Below are 16,334 nucleotides of genomic sequence, written 5' to 3'. Positions count from 1 at the left end.
CCCCCCAGAACCCGAATGGGACGCCAGGCACGCCATGTACCTCGGCGGGGTAGGCGCGGCGTTCCTGGTCTTTCTGCTTCGCCTTTGGTATCTCCAGGTTGCCCGTTCTGAAGAGATCGTTCAGCAAACTGAGTCGCAGCGACGGACCTCGGTCTCCAAATTGGCGCCTCGGGGCCTCATCTTCGACCGCAACGGCGAGCTCCTGGCGGGGGTGAAATCGGAAATCGTTCTGACCGCCATCCCCAAGATCGTCAACAAGAACAAGTGGGTGATCGCCAAGCTCGCCAGGCTCACGGGCCAGCCTGAAAAGAAGTTTTGGGACAAAGTCTCGGACGCCAACTGGCGGCCCTACCTTCCGGCCACCATCCTCGTGGGCGTACCGATCGAGATCGCCACCCGGGTTGCGGAGGCCGGAGACTTGCTTCCGGGCATCGGCGTTGAATCCCAGCCGATGAGGGTCTATCCCGACACCGTGAACTTCACCCACGTCCTCGGGCGTGTGTGGACACCGAACGACCGGGACGTCGAGCGGTTGGAATCTCTAGGGATCGAACCGGCAGATTATGTGGGCAAGGATGGCTTCGAGCGCCAATACGAGTCTGAGTTGATGGGAAAGCCAGGCAAAGAGACCATGGAAGTGGACTCGCGGGGCCGGCCAATCAAGGTCGTAGGGCGTGACAACGCGGTTCCAGGGAGCAGGCTTACCCTCGCCCTCGACGCCCGGCTGCAGCGGCTGGCGAATGAGCTTTTGAGGGGTAAAAAGGGGGCTGCCGTGGCGGTGGACCCCAGCAACGGTGAAGTGCTCTGTCTTGCCAGTGCTCCGACTTACGATGCCGCACTCTTCGCAGGCGGCATCTCGAAGACCGACTGGGACATGCTCCTCAACGATGAGGACCACCCCCTCATCAATCGCGCGGTCGTCTCCAGCTATGCGCCCGGTTCCACGTTTAAGGTTGTCAACACGCTGGCTTCGGTCGCTTCGGGGGTCTTTAGTGAGAGCCGCCGCGAGTATTGCCCCGGCTACATTGAAGTTGGAAAAGCCAAGCCCAAATGCCTTGGGGTCCACGGTTCCATCAGCTACTTCGACGCGTTCGCACGCTCCTGCAACACGTTCTTCGGCAACTGGGCTATGAAGAACGGCCCGGAGGTCCTCCAGCAAACCGCTCTCAAGGCTGGGCTTGGGGCCGATACCGGAATCGACCTGCCCGCCGAGGTCCGGGGCGTGGTGCCAACCGCCGACTACTATGCGAACCTGAGGAACCCGAAGAAGTGGTACCTGGGCGACACGGTGAACTTGGGAATCGGCCAGGGGGAGATGTCGGCGACGCCGATCCAGATGGCGTGCCTTGCCTCGCTCGTGGCGAACGGAGGCTTCTCGTACCGACCCCACCTGCTCAAGACCGCTCAATCTCACCTGCCGGACAAAAGGGCGAAGGCCTTCGAGCCGCAGGTGCTTGCAAGAGTCGATGGCCCCGAGTGGGTCTGGCGCGACCTGCGGAGGGCGATGGTGGGCGTCATCGACCACGGCACTGCGGTGGTGGCGAGAATCCCGGGGATCAGGTGGGGCGGCAAGACCGGAAGCGCCGAACACCGCAAGGGCTCCCAAACCCATAGCTGGTTCATCGGCTTTGCGCCCGCTGAGAATCCGAAGATCGCGATCGCCGTCTTGGTGGAGGCCGCCGGACATGGAAGCACGGTGGCTGCGCCCATTGCTCGCGACTTGGTGAAGCTCTACCTGACTCAGCCTCCGAAACCCGCGGCGGCCTCTTCGAATCCCGCCGCATCCGACAGCGCCGCGTCAGACCGTCGCAAGTCTCCCGAGGCTCGGTAGTAAGCCGCCAGCTCTTTGGCGGCCTTCGCCGCGATCGCCATCGTCGCAGCCACCTCTTTGCGCCCGACGCCCCCTATCTGAAGGTCCGGCGAGTCCTTGGTGAGGGACTGGATGTAGGCCGCCGTGACCGACCTGTAAGCGTTGAACCCGTCAACGGCCTTTCGGAGCAGGTTCTCTTTCTCGGAGCCTTGGGCCGATTCAGCCAGAAACACCCTGGCCAGCAGGGTCTCGGTGGGCATGAGTTCGGGGATCGCTCTCACGCTGAACGCGGTGGAGGCCTCGGTGGCGATGAGGCGCCTGGCGACCTGCTTGGCTTCGTCGAGGCGCTCCGCCGAAGATAGCAGGTTCATGAGCCGCAGGAGCGCGGGCAGGTTGTTTGGGTCCCAGTTCAGCGCGTTCTCAAGGGCGGTCTTGGCGCCGGTGACGTCGCCGTTGGCCAGCTTCTCATCGGCGAGCGCGCGGTAGTGGCGGGGCGTGGGCCCGAGCTGGACAGCGCGTTCCAGTGCTGAAATTCGCGTCTGGCCCTGGGAAACTCTGGCCTCCAGGAAGGCGGCTTCCGCGTCGCCGAAGCTGCTGCCGGCAAGGTCCTTGACCCCCTGTACGGCTTGGTCGAAGTCGCCTGTGGCCATCGCGTAGACCACCTGGCCCTTGGCAAGCTCCACCTTGCCGGCCCAAAGGAGGAACAGCGTGGCGAGGATCGGGACGATGGCGACCGGATAGCGCCCGCTGGCCGGCGCTTGCTCGGGCGTCAGCGCGTCGGCGGCCAAGATCGCCCCGAGCCCCATCACCACGAAGAGGGCCATCCCTGACCCAAAGAAGTAAAGGTCGCTGTCGACTGCGTTATGGACGGCCGCCGCCACAAACGCCGCGAAACATCCGGCGCGCAGGAGGTTGCGTTCCGGTGGGAGCTTGCGGGCGCCCCGAAAACACTCCCGAATGAACACAAAGCCAAACGCAACCAGCGCGAGGGCGGCGAACGCTCCGGCCTCAGAGGCGAGCTGCAGGTACGACTGGTGGGCCAGATGAGTCTGGCTCACACGCCCAGGCCTGGTGGAATAGAAGCGAAAGGTGCTGATCCCGTTGCCGATCGGGTTCTGCTTGATGAGGTCCAGCGAGGACTTCCACAGCAGGGTCCGGAAACCGGCGGATTGCTCGGAAGTGCCGGAAGAGTTCGAAACGCGGCTCATAAAGCCCACGCCGCCCCCTTTGTCGGGCTCCGGGCCTTGAGTGGGCGCGAACTTTAGCGCCAACACGATCGCGGCCAGGGCGGCAAGCGCCCCAAGACACCGCAGGGCCTGGGCTTTCGAATCGCCAATCCGAACCCAAGACAAGAAGGCCAACGCCAGCGCCACGAGCCCAGCGCCAAGCGCGAGCAACCCGCCCTTTGACTGCGTGAGCATCAGCGCAAAGCCGATGATGACGGCAGCGCCTCCGGCGGCCAGGGCGTTGATCCGGTCCTGGACCATCGTGAGCCCAAGCGCCAAAAAGAACCCGATCACGAGCATTCCCGCCAGGGCATTCGGGTTGGTCCAGTTGGCGAAGATGCGCCAGGAGGGGTCGATGGCGCGCATCTGCCAGTAGTCCATCACACCCATCGTCGCGACAAGGAAGCACCCTGCCACCAGGGCCGCAATCGCCAGCAACGGCCCGCGGCCGCGGCCGGCAGAAAGAATCGCGGCGAGGAACCCGAACGGGTACATCACCCACTCCGCCGCGGCAACCAGGCTGGTCCACTTGAAGCTGGAGAGCGCAACAGAGGCCACAACGGCGAGGGTCAGAAATGCTAATGGGAGCGCGAGGCGGTTCGCTGGAGTCTGAACCACCTTGCTGCGTATGAGCGTCAAAGCGCAGGACAAGGCGAAGCAAAGGGCGATCAGGGCGTGAGCGAGCGACGGCGCCTCGCTACCTTCCCACAGGGAGGCGAGCAACGCTCCAAAGCCGCCACCGTAGGGCTGAGCCTCGACGGTGATCCGCCCTCCCAAAACCGGCAACAAGAAGCACCCGGCGGCAAGCAGCCCAAGGGGCCACCGGCTGGCAGCCGCCGCCTCGGCAGTGGCGTATGGTGCGCCAGGCTTTCGAGCGGACATCAGGCGAGCCTCCTGCGGACCTTGTCGATCTTGTTCTTCACGATGAAAATCGAGGCACGCGCCGTAAGGGCGCCAAGCGCGAAGAGCCACAGCGCGGGCCTGGCCCATACGGGCCGTTCAGGGAGCAGGTTCTTCTTGTAGAAGTAGAGCATCGAGCGGTGGAAGCGCAGAATCATGCGGTTGGCAGCTTGGTCGGTGCTCTTGCCGATGGCGTGAGTCACGACGGCCGTGGGCAGATACACGACCCGAAATCCGGCCTTGTGCGCCCGAAAGCACCAGTCGACATCCTCGCAGTACATAAAGAACGCCTCGTCCATGAGCCCGACCTTTTCGATCGCCTCGCTAGAGACGAACATGGCGGCCCCGGAGACCCAATCCACATCGCGAAGAGCGCTGTGGTCCCAGTCCTTCATCAGGTACTCGCGGACGTACCGGCTGTTCGGGAAGAGCTTTCCGAGAAAGGTGTTTCTGAACAGCGCCGCCGCGGGGATGGGGAACGTCCGGCAGCTCATCTGAAGCGAGCCGTCCGGGTTCAGGATGCGTGGACCGATGATCCCAATGTCCGAGTTTTGTGCGTGAAACTCCAGCAGGGTCTTGAGCGCGCCGGGGTGGACCGTTGCATCGGAGTTGAGCAAGAAAGCATGCCTGCCGCGGCGCTCGCGGATCGCCAAATTGTGCCCGCCAGTGAACCCGAGGTTCTTGTCCTGAGCAAGCAGCCGGACCCAGGAGTGCCGCTCTCGAACCGCCTGAGCCGAGCCGTCCGTCGAGCCGTTGTCGACCACGATGACCTCGAAACTGGCCTCATCGCGCACGGCGGCGAGGCTCCGAAGGCACTCCTCAAGGAGCGCCACGGTGTTCCAAGAGCAGATCGTGACGCTAAGGTCGAAATCCGGCACTAAACCCCCTTGCGCGGATCAGCGCACCGCCAAGGACGAACATCGACAGAATCGGAAAGGCCCATGCGTTGAGGGCCGTTCGATAGTGCTTGACGAAAAAGCGCAGCAGGCTTCGGTGCGACTCCCAAATCATCGCTTTCTTGACCTGCCGCGTGCTCGCGCCGCCCAGGTGCTGGACGGCCACCGAAGGCACGAATAGGCATGGAAGCCCCGCCTTCTTTAGCCTGTAGAGGAGGTCCACTTCGTTGAAAAAGATGGGAAACGACTCGTCGAAGGGGGCCCTGGGGTCGCCAACCTTTGCTAACGCATCGCACCGAAAGAGAAGGAACGTGCCCATTGGCTGAGGGGCTTCGCCTTCCACGTCATAGTTCATCGAACTCAGCCTGTAAGAGTCCAGGCGGGATCCCGGGAACAGCTTGCCAAGCCCGGTCATGTCTCCCAGGATGCCCAAAAACGTGGGGAACCCCCGCACGGACCGCTGCAGCTTGCCGTCATTGCCCACCAGTTTTGGCGCTGCGCAGCCAAACTCCGGCTTGGCAGCCAAGGCGTTGATCATTGCTTGAAGCTGGCCCTCTGCGATGACGGTGTCCGGGTTGAGGGTTAGGAGCCACTCGCCGTTCGCAGCGCCAAAGGCCCGGTTGTTTCCGGCCGCATAGCCCAGGTTCACTCCCGGTTCGAGGAGCATGACCTCGGGACACCGCTCGCGAACGGCGTCCGCGCTGCCATCGGTTGAAGCGTTATCGACCACGATGACCTCCGAGGGGAGGTCCGGCGGGTTCTGGCGGAGCGATTCGAGGCATTCGAGGAGCAGGTCCCGCGTGTTCCAGTTGACGATGAGGGTGCTCAGCATGCGCTCGACGCTCGGTTCAGGGTTCGATCTCGATAACAATTACGGTCATCGGCTCGTGCCTCACGGGCCTTGATGCGCCGATAGTTTTCCACAACTGGCAACAATTCGGGGTGTCTGATTCGTAACTACTGACAAGGAAGAGCGCCCTTTGCGGCGGGTTCAGAGGGTCAGCCTCGTGCCGATTTGAGTGGCTTTGAACTCAAATGGCCTCCAAAAGGTTGACAAGGAGACCTTCGCGCGGGTACTGTCTTCGGTAAGCGGCGACTACATCCGGGCCCCGTTCAAGGGAGTTCGGGAGACCGCTTAGGAGGAACGATGGGGAGGACATGGTGCGCCTTTGCGCTTGGAATCATCGCGACACCGGCGGCAATAGGCCAAAGCCTCACCCACATCGTTCAGCAGGGCGAAACTCTCTCTCAAATTGCCTCGCGCTACTCTGTCGACACGATTGACCTGGCCCACGCCAACGGCATCAACAAGATTCACAAGTTGAAGCTGGGCTACCAGATTTTCATCCCCGAGCGGCTGCATCCGAAACTCCCCACGGACCTTCTCAGAAAGGACGCCCTGGAAGCCATTTCCTTTGATTCGAGCCCCGTGGCTCAACTCATGCTCGTCAGTTTCGCGGGAAAGGCCGCACCAAAAACCGCCGCGAGCAATCCGGCCAAGCAGGCCGCCAAGGTGGCAGCCAAGCCGCTTCCCAAAGTGGCCGCAAAGAGCGCTGCTCCCGCAAAGCCGGCCGCGAACCCCGTCGCCAAGCTGCTGAGCCCAGCACCCAAGAAGCCATCGGGTGGCTACACCGTGGTCTCCGGCGACAACGACTGGGTCATCGCACGAAAGTTCGACACCAAGCCCTCGCTGATCCGAGCAGCCAACCCGAATCTGGACTGGACGCGCCTGCAGATCGGGCAGAAGATCGCCCTGCCAAACGGCTCGACGAAGGTCGCCGCCAAATCGGCCTCCAGCAGCGGCATCGCGCGCATCAGGACCCGCCGCGCGGTGGTGGCACGCGACGCGGTAAACATTCGCCGGGACGCAAGCGCGAGTTCCTCGGTTGTGACGAAGGTGGATCGCGGAACTTCGGTCACCGTCCTCGACCGAGCGGGCGACTGGTACAAGCTCAAGTTCCCGCGCGGTACCGTCGGCTGGGTCCGTGGAGACATGCTCAAACCGATGAGCTCATCAGCCTACGTCAAGGCCCGCAGCAGCTCCAAGCGCCAGTATTCGCGCAAGGACGACTCTCGCTCTCGGGTCGTTTACAGCCCGAAGACCGGGAACGCCGTTGTGGACAACGCCATGGCGATGCTCGGTACCCGCTATCGGTACGGTTCGGCCAGCCGCGGCGCGACCGATTGCTCCGGGCTCACCACGCAGGTCTACAAAAAGATGGGCGTGAAGCTGCCCAGGACCAGCCGCGAGCAATCCAAGACCGGCGCTTCGGTCTCGAAGAGTGAGCTTAAGCCCGGCGACCTCGTGTTTTTCCATACTGGACGCTCCCGCCGCGTGAACCACGTGGGCATCTACAAGGGCAACGGCGTATTCGTCCATGCGAGCAGCGCCAAGGGCCGCGTACGTGAAGATCGCCTCAGCGACGGCTACTATGCTTCGCGGTTTGTGGGTGCGCGCAGGCCGGTTGGCGGCAGGGCACAGGCCACAAAGAGCGCCCCCCAGAAGGCCGCTTCCAAGCCCGCGCAGGTCGCCGCAAAGTCGTCGAGCAAGCCAATCGGCGAGCACGCTGATGGCGCGGACGATTCCGGCCAGAACTAAGGCGGCTGCTTCGAGCCCCCAGGCCTCATAATTCCCCCGTGGGCACCTTTGTCTCCTTGGACCTCAAGGCGATGCGCGTCTCGAAGGCTTACGGAATCCTGACCGCCACCATCCAGCCTCGCCCGATCGCGTTCGTGAGCACCGTCGCCAGGGACGGGACCCCCAACCTCGCGCCCTTCAGCTTCTTCATGGCCGGTGGCTCCAACCCTCCCAGCCTGGTGTTTTGCCCCGTGCTTCTCCCCACTGGCGAGCCCAAGGACACCCTTCGCAACATCGAGGAGACCGGGGAGTTCGTGGTGAATCTGGTCACGCGGTCCATGGCCGATCGTATGAACGCTGCGTCCTTTGATTACCCCCCGGAAGTCGATGAGTGGAAGGTTTCGGGCTTTGAGGAGATCGCGAGCGAGACGGTCTTTCCGCCACGTGTGAAAGAAAGCCCGGTGCAGTTTGAATGTCGCCGCTTTCAGGTGATCCGGCATGGGGAAGGCAAGAGCGGCACGGTCTACGTGATCGGCGAGATTCTGCGCGTTCACCTGAGCACCGAACTGTGGGACCCCGAAACCGAGCGCGTGCTCTCCGAGCGATTCCGCCCAATTGGGAGGCTGGGTGGAAGGGAGTATGTGGACCTTGCGGTGCCGGAGGTTTTTGAAATGGCAAGGCCAACTGAGCCTGCCGTGTAGCCGGCACCCGGGAGACGATTGGGGCAGAAGCCTTGCCACACAGGAAGTGGGGAAAACCGCCCTTGCCGTGAACCTGAATTCACCGGTAGAGTGAGGGGTCCCAGGATGGACGAAAGACGAATGATGATTGACGAATGACGCATGACGATTAAGGGTTGACGGTTGACGAATGACGATCGCGGAATGGCACTCAGAGAATTCAGATTAGAGATTTGAGATTTGAAATCTGGGATGCGGCATTTGAGATCGCCGAATCGGGTTCGTTATCCTTAGCTCGTTCTCACAGTTCACGTACTCGTTGAGCCACCCCCTCACCGACCCCCTCAACCCCTCACCCTTTCACCTATTCACCGACTCACCCTTTCACCCACTCACCCTCTCAACCCCTCACGTCCCAAGCCATGCGCCTGAAACGAGTCCGAATCTACGGCTTCAAGACCTTCGCCGAGCGAACCGAGTTCGACGTCGACGGGTCGATCATTGCCGTTGTCGGCCCCAACGGCTGTGGGAAATCCAACATCGTGGATGCGATCCTCTGGGCCTTGGGAGAAGGGAACCCAAAGCACCTGCGCGCCGTAACGAGCCAGGATGTCATCTTCAACGGCAGCCCCCGCCGCAAACCGCTCGGCTACGCGGAAGTCGCGCTGCTCTTCGACAACGAGGACGCCTCGCTTCCCATCGACACCAGCGAAGTCCAAATCTCCAGGCGGCTCACCCGCAGCGGCGACAGCGATTACCGGATCAACGGGCGCGCCTGCCGGCTGAAGGACATCCTCGAACTCCTTGCGGACAGCGGCCTTGGGCGTGCGGGCTACGCCATCGTGAGTCAAAAGGAAATTGACCAGGCGCTGGCGGCCTCGGCCGAAGACCGGCGCGCATGGGTGGACGAGGCGGCGGGGGTGCAGCGCTACCGGGTGCGCAAGTTGGAGTCGCTGCGGCGCCTGGAGGCGGCTCAGACTCACCTGGACCGCGTGGGTGACCTCATCGCCGAGATCGAGGACCAGCGCGAGCCCATGCGGGAGGAGGCCGAGGTTGCCGCGCGCTATCGCTCGATTCGCGACACTCTCGGCGAGATCGAGAGCGGGCTGCTGGTGGTCGAGGTGGCCCGGGCCATTCGCGATGTGAGGGAACTCGAGGGCAAGATCGCCGAGTCGCAGCGCATGGCCGACAAGGAGCTGGCGCTCGCCGAAGACCTTGAGAAGCAGGCCCGCACGGCGGGGTCGCAGATCGGCGACCTGGAGCGGTCCTTGGAGGGCCTGCGAAGCCGACAGCACCAGGTCCTTACAGACTTTGAGCGCGCGGTCTCCGCGCTAAAGCTCGGGACCCAGCGCCTGGAGGCCCTGGATGAACTGGAAAGGAACCTGGGAGAGGACGCCGGCACCTCCGCGAAGCGCCTGAACGAAGCCCAGGCGGAGTTGCAGCAGGCGACCCTTGAGGAGACCACCGAGAAGGACCGCCTCGAAAAGACGCGCCTCGAAACGGCCGGCGCGAACAAAGAGGCCCAGGAACTCGCGAAGTCGCTCCAGGAGATCGAGGCCAGGCTTGCAGACGCCCGGGAGGCCCACGGACTGCGCCTTCGGCGCGAGACCGAAGCCGAGCATCGTCGCGGCCGGATCGAAGAGATCAAGCGAGAGCTTGAGGGAATTCAGGAGACCCTACCCGACCTCGAAGCCGGGCTCAAGGAGGCATTCTCGGCACTGTCAGAGGCCGAGGCCGCGTTTGGAGCCATCGAATCGGAGATCGGCAAGCGGGTTGCCGGGCTTAGGGCCATGACCGCCGAGGACGACCGCGACGGCGAGGCTTCGAGGAAGCTGCTTGCCGAGCGGGCCCGGCTGGAGGGCCTGGCGCACGGCATCGAGGCCACGATTCAAGCCCACGAAGGACTTCAGCAGGGCGCGCGAAATGTGCTGGAAGCGGCGGACCGGGGACTGCTGAAGGGCCCCTACCTGCCGGTCGGCGAGGCCATCGAGGTCGCAAAGGAGCACGCGGTCGCCATCGACACCGCGCTGGGAGGAGCCGCGAACGACCTCATCTGCGACGGCGAATCTGAGGCCAAGACGGCGATCGAGCTCCTCAAGGCTCATCGGGGAGGCAGGGCCACCTTCCAGCCCATATCCCTGATGCGCCCTCAAGAAGTCGGCCAGGACCTGCGGGAGCTCACCATGCGGGCGGGCGTGATCGGGCGTGCGAGCGACCTGGTCCGCTGCGAGGACCGGGTGAGGCCGGTGATCGAGAGTCTCTTGGGCCGGGTGCTGGTGGTCGAGGACCTTGACACCGCCCTAAAGCTTGGCAAGACCTCGGGTTGGCGCCGCATGGTGACCCTAGAAGGCGAGCTTCTGCATTCTTCTGGCGCGGTTACGGGCGGCGCATCCGAAAAGCAGACCTTTGGGCTCGTCCAGCGCAAGGCCGAACTGGACGATCTGGCGAAGCGCATCCGAGCTTTGGACACAGACCTGAAGGGCTTCGACAAGTCGGCATCCGCACGTCAAAAGGCTCGGGCTCAGGTGGAGAAGGAGATCGGCGAGCTTCAGCAGAAGGGCGCTGGAGCGAAGGGCGAGGTCGAAGACGCCCGATCGTGGCACCAGAGCCTAACCGACGAAATGAACTCGACGCAGAAAGCGAAAGACCGGTTGGACGCAGAGAGGGAGAAGCTGGAGGCCGTAGAACTCGACACGCTGCCGGATTCCGACCCCAGGGCCCTGGAAGCCGAGCGCGACGGCGTACTCAAGGCCCTCGCAGCCCGAAGCGCCGACGCGGACCAAGCCGACGCCCGACTGCAGGAAGCCGAGCACCGGCTGATCCAAGCGCAAGAGCGCCTCGCCCAAGCCGAGAGAAGGCTGCAGAACGCCAAGGAGCACGAGCAGCTCCGCACCCGCAAGCTGACCAACCTGGAGCCCGAGCGCCGAAAGGCCCGCGCAGAAATCGAGGCCGCCGAGAAGGCTCGCGACGCGGCGGCGGCTCTGAGGACCGCGGTCGGCAAGGAACTCGACGAGGCTCAAAAGAAGCGTCAGGCAAGTTTGGAAGCAAGCTTTAAGCTCAATGAACAGGCCAAGGAGGCGCGCGCCAGCGCCCAGAAAGCGGGCGAGCTTTCCCATTCCGCCGAACTGGCCCGCGCCAGGGCCGATACCAAGCGCGCAACCTCCGCGGAGCGGCTCATGGAGGAGTACGGCATGACCGAAGAGCAGGCGCTCGAAAAGGAGCACGAGGTCGAGCTCCCTAAGGACGCCTTTTCGCTTGCTACACGCCTTCGCCGCGAGTTGAAGGCGATGGGCGACGTCAACGTTGGGGCCGTCGAAGCCTACGAGCGGCTGACCCATCGGTTCGATGAACTGACCGCGCAGCGCGACGACATCTCTGGAGGCATTCGCGAGGTTGAAGCGGGAATTCGCGAGCTCGACGGCCTCACCAGAGACAAGTTCAAAGACACTTTCGAGAAGGTAAAGACAGCGTTCTCTGAAGTCTTTCAGAGCATCTTCAAGGGCGGCGAAGGCCACGTGAGCCTGACGCAGCCCGACAACCTCCTGGAGAGCGGCATCGAGATCGACGTCACCCTGCCCGGCAAGAAGCGGCAAAGGTTGGAGCTGCTTTCCGGAGGTGAACGATCGCTTTGCGCCGCGACCTTCCTCTTCTCGCTGCTCAAGGTCAAACCGAGCCCCTTGGTGATCCTTGACGAGGTCGACGCGCCGCTCGATGGCCGCAATGTCGAGAAGTTTGTAGACCTGCTTAACGACTTTGCCAGAACGACGCAATTCCTGGTGATCACGCACAACAGCACCACCATCGCAGCCGCGCCGGTTTGGCTTGGGGTGACCATGCAGGAGCCGGGCGTTTCGACGCTGGCGCCAGTGAGAATGGCGGAAGGCAGGGCAGAGGTCGCCACTGAGGCCGAACCCTTATCGGCGGGGCGAAGCGCGTGAACCGCACCCTAGCCTACTTCCTGACGCCTCAAGGCAGGCGGAGGCTCAAGTGGGAGTTTCTGGGGCGCATCCACCCCTTGGTCACATTCGATTACGACGGTGGCCTGAAGCTATCCAGCCCAAGGAGGAACAAATCCGCGCGCAAGGCATTCATCCAGGGTTACGATAACCCTGCCCTTTTGCGCTGGCTGGAAGGGGTCCTCAAGCCTGGCATGACCGTTCTCGATGTGGGCGCCAACGTCGGGCTCTACACGCTCTTCATGGCCCGGCGAGTGGGCCCTGAGGGCCGCGTGGTCGCGATTGAAGCCGATCCGGATACGGCGGTGATCCTAGAGCGAAACGTCCGGGCATCGGGGTTCTCCAACGTGACCATCGCGAATGTGGCCGTTGGCAGCGAGCTTGGGAATCTGCGCTTTCAAAGAAGCGCCAAGAACCGTGGAGAAAGCCACATTTCGAGCGCAGGAGAAGCGGGGAGCGTTGAGGTGCCGGTTAAAACCCTGGACTCACTGTGCGCCGAGCTGAGCTTGGGGCCGATCGGCTATGTGAAGATGGACGTGGAAGGCTACGAAGTCGCGGCGCTCCAGGGGTTTCATTCCCGGCTAGCGTCGGACAGAGCTATGGTCGTGCAGACCGAATTGATGCCACGCCATTTGGCGCGTTACGGCAAGACGCCTGAGGACTTACGTGCTGCGCTGGAACCGCTTGGCTATGTCGGCCACGATCTTATTGAGGGTGAGCTCAGCGCCTACGACTTTTCGAAGCGCTCCGGCGATGTGATTTGGACCAGGGCATAGGCTCGATTGGGTACAGTCCAGCCTCACGATGTACTTCCGGCGATCCGTTGCGCTGCTCTTGGTCCTGTCCCTGTTTGCCGCCCAAGGCATAGGGGTGTCCGCGCGCCGGGAAGGCTCGCTGGTCTTCGTCAACGAGCTCGCCGTCCTTCGCTTTCGGACCGGACGCGCCGATTTACGAGCAGCTTCCTGCGTTGCCGCCCTGGGCAAAGCCTCAGGCAAGGTGAAGGCGGTCCGCAAGGGAAGAAGCTCCTATCAAGTTCTGGTGGGCAGCCGCGTCGTCGCCACCGCGACCAAGGCAGACGCCCGGGCCGCCCGCGCGACGCTGGCTGAGGTTGCGGGAGGCTGGGCGGCCAAGCTCCGCGAAGCTCTGGCCCTCCCGGCGCTCAGCTTCGATGCGGCCGCCTACCAGGCCCCTGCCGGCGGCGCCGTGTTCATTCCGCTTAGGGGCAGCATGGCGCTCGCGGCCAAGGTTGCCTCGGACGACGCCGAGACCCTGAAGGTTCGACGCGTTTCCGGCGGCGTCGAGGTGATGGGTGCAAGACCTGGAACGGTGGTGGTATCGGCGATCTCGGGCAAGGCCACGGCGACGGCTTCGGTGGCGGTGCTCCCCTATGCCGCACGGCTTCCCAGCACCGTGACCGTCTATGTCAGCGGCTCGCCGGCGAACCATGAAACCGTGTCTGGGGCGATCGAACGCGCCATTCGAACCCAATTGCAGACGGTCCCGGGAGCCAAGGTGGTGTTCGATCCGCCCAAGGCCAAAGGCCTTCGCGCGGGCGGCGCCGACGGCTACCAGGTCAAGGTCCGCGCCAGCGCCCAGGACGCTTTTGAGCGTGAGGGCTACGCCGACGTAATCGTGCGCAACCTCGGGCTGGCGAACCGCGCTGAGACCGCGCTTTGGTACAGCAACGACCCAGAGAACGTTCCTGGCCTTGGGACCCTGTTCTCCGGCGACCTGGCGCCCGATCAGCCGACGCGATTGCTCTATCACCACATGAACGCCACGCCCGGCATGATGTCTTTGCAGGTGTTCGTCGCCAACGACACCGAGAAGCCCGCGCGGATACTGATCGTGGAGGGCGACGGTGGCAAGGACCTCAATCCGGTCGTTGCCGGCTGCCTTGCGGGTGAGAGGTTCGTGAGGAACTGGCTGACCGGAAGCGGGGAACTGGTGGACGTGCCTGCGAGGCACGGCGTGCCGCTCTCCTTGCACGAAATCGCCCCAAAGGTGACGTCGAGCGGGCTCTTTTCGCTTTGGCTGTTGCCGGGCGGCGCGGAGAAGCTGCAGGTGAGGGTGGAGAGCCGGGCCCCGTTCAGCGCATCAGGCCGATGGGCGGAGGCGGTAGCGAGCTACTCCCCTTGGCGGATTCTTGGCGCCCAGCCCATGAGCAAGGCTCAGGAAGCCCTTGGAGAGCCCTCGGCCCACGTTTATCCGACTCCGTTTCGAGAGATCGAGGCCGTCTTCAAGGTTGGCGGAGCGCACGGTTTCATCAGGGTGGGGGAGCGCGCCATCGGGCGGGCCGACGGCAAGTCGGTCCTTGAAGGCAACTTCGGCGTTTGCTACAAGATCAAGGCAAGATTTGAGAATCCGACGGCCAGTTCCTCCGAGTGCGAGCTGATCTACGAGACCAGCGCGGGCTATTCGGGCGGCGTGTTCGTGGTGGATGGGCAGATCGTTCGATCCCCACTCTTGGCCGCAAAGTCGGAGCTTCGCCTGGCCACGGTCAAACTGGAGCCGGGCGCCTCAAAAGACCTAAGCGTGATCACCTTTCCGCTATCTGGCTGCAGCTATCCCGTCACGCTAACCCTGCGCGAGTCGAACTACCGGACCAACCTCGGCTCGGCAAAGCCGCAGTCTGGGGGGTGAATGAGGGTGGGGAAGGTGAGAGTTGTGAGAGAAGTGGGATTGGTGAGAGTGGTGAGAAGGTGAGGACGGTTGAGGGTTGACGGCGGAGCGCCGCCTTCACTCATAGTCTGCCAAACGTCCGCCTTGGCCCCACCGAAACGCGGCAAGACTCGCCGGGCGGCAGCAGGTGGACCGCCAGCGCCAAGGCGATTATTAAGTCATCGTGAAATCCGGACTCCGCGCCGGTCCTGGCGCCCCCGGAATTGCTTGGCGTTGCGACAAAGTGCTCGAACTCCCTAAGGAGGTCCGGCTGAGGCTCCATCAGAAGGGCGCCCTGCTCCAGGGTGAGCGCCAAGCGGTCTATGAGGCTCGATTTCGAGGCGCCTGTGAACACGAACCCTTCGATCCTGCGCCCTGGAAGGCGGCTTCGCAGTACCTCGATGACGGGATCCCCCACGCCCGTCCCGTCGCAGCAGAGCCACGCTTCCGGATACGCGCCGGCGATCCTCACGATCCGGTCCATCTGGTCGAGCCACGAAATGCCGGTGAAGCGGTCGATGCTGACAAGCGCCGCGCCCTTGCGGCTCCCAGCGACGACGGCCACGGCGGTGTAATCGGTATGCCGGGCAAAGTCGATCCCGAGGACCGTCGCGCCGGGCGGAGTCTCTGGCAGCTTCGCGACGAGGCAGCGCTCGATGGCATCCGCGGGAAACACGGTGCCCGCGGCATCCAGAAACTCCGCTCCATATTCGACGCGGAAAGCCCGCTCGCTGATCAGCGAGCGCTGAACCTGGAGGAAAGTCTTGGAGACGTGCGGCGATTCCCACGAGGGCGCCTGGCGGCTCCAAACGACCGTTCGCCAATCCAATGGCTGATCACGTGTGGCCGAATCCATGCGGGACAGGCTCGGCGTTTCGGTGCCCAGCGTGAAGAACCGCCAAAAGTGGTTCTTGCCCATCGGCGTGCTGATAAGGGTGAGCCTGCCGTCGGTGGTGGCGAGCATCGGCATCGCGACCTCGGTGATCAGCGCCTCGGGAACGTAGGCGGCTTCGTCGATGAGGATGTGGGTGGCCTCGTTGCCTCGGAGAGCCCGGCCCAGATGGCCTGAGCGCGCCGTAACGACGTGGGGACCGAATCTCAGCTTGGGAAAGGGGCTGCGCGAGAGCTTTTTGCGGCCGCTCGTCTCGTCCTCGTCCTTCTTGGCGAACGTGACCCCCGAAGGCTTTGTAGTTGGGCCCGCGAAGCAGAGCGAGCCTTCCTCCGATCGCTTGCGGGCGCCACGATTGCGAACCGAGAAGGTCTCTCCCGAACCCGCGAGGACCCAATCGAGGAGTTCAGCCACTCGGTCGAAGAGGAGGGTGGCTTGGTCCAGCGTCGGGGCGAGGATCAGGTGCCGGGACGGCGTTTCCGACAGCAGACCGGCGAGGATCGAAACAGCGCAGGCGTCGGTCTTGCCCCAGCGCCGCCCGCAGGCGAGCACCCGAATTCGAGAGTCATTGAGCAAGAATTCGAGCTGGCCGGGATGAGGCTTCCAGATGGGCGCGAGACGGTTGAGACAGGATTGCATACTCTGCAAACCGATAGAGTGTCAGGGCGTCAACCTGCGTGAGGGTGGAGGAGACTGGAAAGAGGCGAGAGGCGATGCGCGAAGGGCGAAGGACTCGAC

10 protein-coding genes are annotated in these 16,334 nt (G+C 63.5%); 6 read left to right on the top strand and 4 right to left on the bottom strand.

Features of this window, described 5'->3' with window-relative positions:
- The coding region (gene mrdA, locus HZC36_14625) for a penicillin-binding protein 2 (GenBank protein ID MBI5708214.1) at nt 1–1,831 on the top strand (1,831 nt) is incomplete at its 5' end.
- On the opposite strand, the gene HZC36_14620 is transcribed toward mrdA, so the two are convergent.
- Genes HZC36_14620 through HZC36_14610 form a run of 3 tightly spaced genes read right to left on the bottom strand, consistent with a single transcriptional unit; the run spans nt 1,741 to nt 5,664 of the window.
- Nucleotides 1,741–3,918, bottom strand: coding sequence for an O-antigen ligase family protein (locus HZC36_14620; protein MBI5708213.1), 2,178 nt, complete (start codon nt 3,916–3,918; stop codon nt 1,741–1,743). The two genes, mrdA and HZC36_14620, sit on opposite strands and share 91 nt — an antisense overlap.
- The gene (locus tag HZC36_14615) at nt 3,918–4,814 is read right to left on the bottom strand and encodes a glycosyltransferase family 2 protein (protein MBI5708212.1); all 897 of its coding nucleotides are present in this window, start codon (nt 4,812–4,814) and stop codon (nt 3,918–3,920) included. The genes HZC36_14620 and HZC36_14615 overlap by 1 nt, the downstream gene beginning before the upstream one ends.
- Entirely contained in the window at nt 4,795–5,664 is an 870-nt protein-coding gene (locus HZC36_14610; protein ID MBI5708211.1) for a glycosyltransferase family 2 protein, read from the bottom strand. The genes HZC36_14615 and HZC36_14610 overlap by 20 nt, the downstream gene beginning before the upstream one ends.
- A gap of 315 nt (nt 5,665–5,979) precedes the next feature.
- Here HZC36_14610 and HZC36_14605 point away from each other — a divergent pair, with 315 nt between their 5' ends.
- The 5 genes from HZC36_14605 to HZC36_14585 all read left to right on the top strand — a co-directional run bounded on the left by HZC36_14605 (nt 5,980) and on the right by HZC36_14585 (nt 14,689).
- Nucleotides 5,980–7,431, top strand: a complete 1,452-nt coding sequence (locus HZC36_14605; protein ID MBI5708210.1) for a C40 family peptidase — start codon at nt 5,980–5,982, stop codon at nt 7,429–7,431.
- 38 nt (nt 7,432–7,469) lie between these two features.
- Nucleotides 7,470–8,111, top strand: a complete 642-nt coding sequence (locus HZC36_14600; protein ID MBI5708209.1) for a flavin reductase family protein — start codon at nt 7,470–7,472, stop codon at nt 8,109–8,111.
- A gap of 401 nt (nt 8,112–8,512) precedes the next feature.
- Nucleotides 8,513–12,028 carry a chromosome segregation protein SMC gene (gene smc, locus HZC36_14595; GenBank protein ID MBI5708208.1) on the top strand — a complete coding sequence of 1,172 codons (3,516 nt, stop codon included), beginning with the start codon at nt 8,513–8,515 and terminating at the stop codon, nt 12,026–12,028.
- Complete coding sequence (locus HZC36_14590) at nt 12,025–12,822, top strand: FkbM family methyltransferase (protein ID MBI5708207.1); 798 nt, start codon at nt 12,025–12,027, stop codon at nt 12,820–12,822. The genes smc and HZC36_14590 overlap by 4 nt, the downstream gene beginning before the upstream one ends.
- Nucleotides 12,823–12,850: 28 nt before the next feature.
- Entirely contained in the window at nt 12,851–14,689 is a 1,839-nt protein-coding gene (locus HZC36_14585; protein ID MBI5708206.1) for a hypothetical protein, read from the top strand.
- A gap of 100 nt (nt 14,690–14,789) precedes the next feature.
- Here HZC36_14585 and HZC36_14580 read toward each other — a convergent pair whose 3' ends face one another.
- Entirely contained in the window at nt 14,790–16,235 is a 1,446-nt protein-coding gene (locus HZC36_14580) for a hypothetical protein (protein ID MBI5708205.1), read from the bottom strand.
- Nucleotides 16,236–16,334 lie beyond the last annotated feature (99 nt).

The sequence above is a fragment of the Armatimonadota bacterium genome (assembly GCA_016223145.1).
Classification (GTDB): domain Bacteria; phylum Armatimonadota; class Fimbriimonadia; order Fimbriimonadales; family Fimbriimonadaceae; genus Nitrosymbiomonas.
This window is presented reverse-complemented; position numbering and strand designations above follow the sequence as displayed.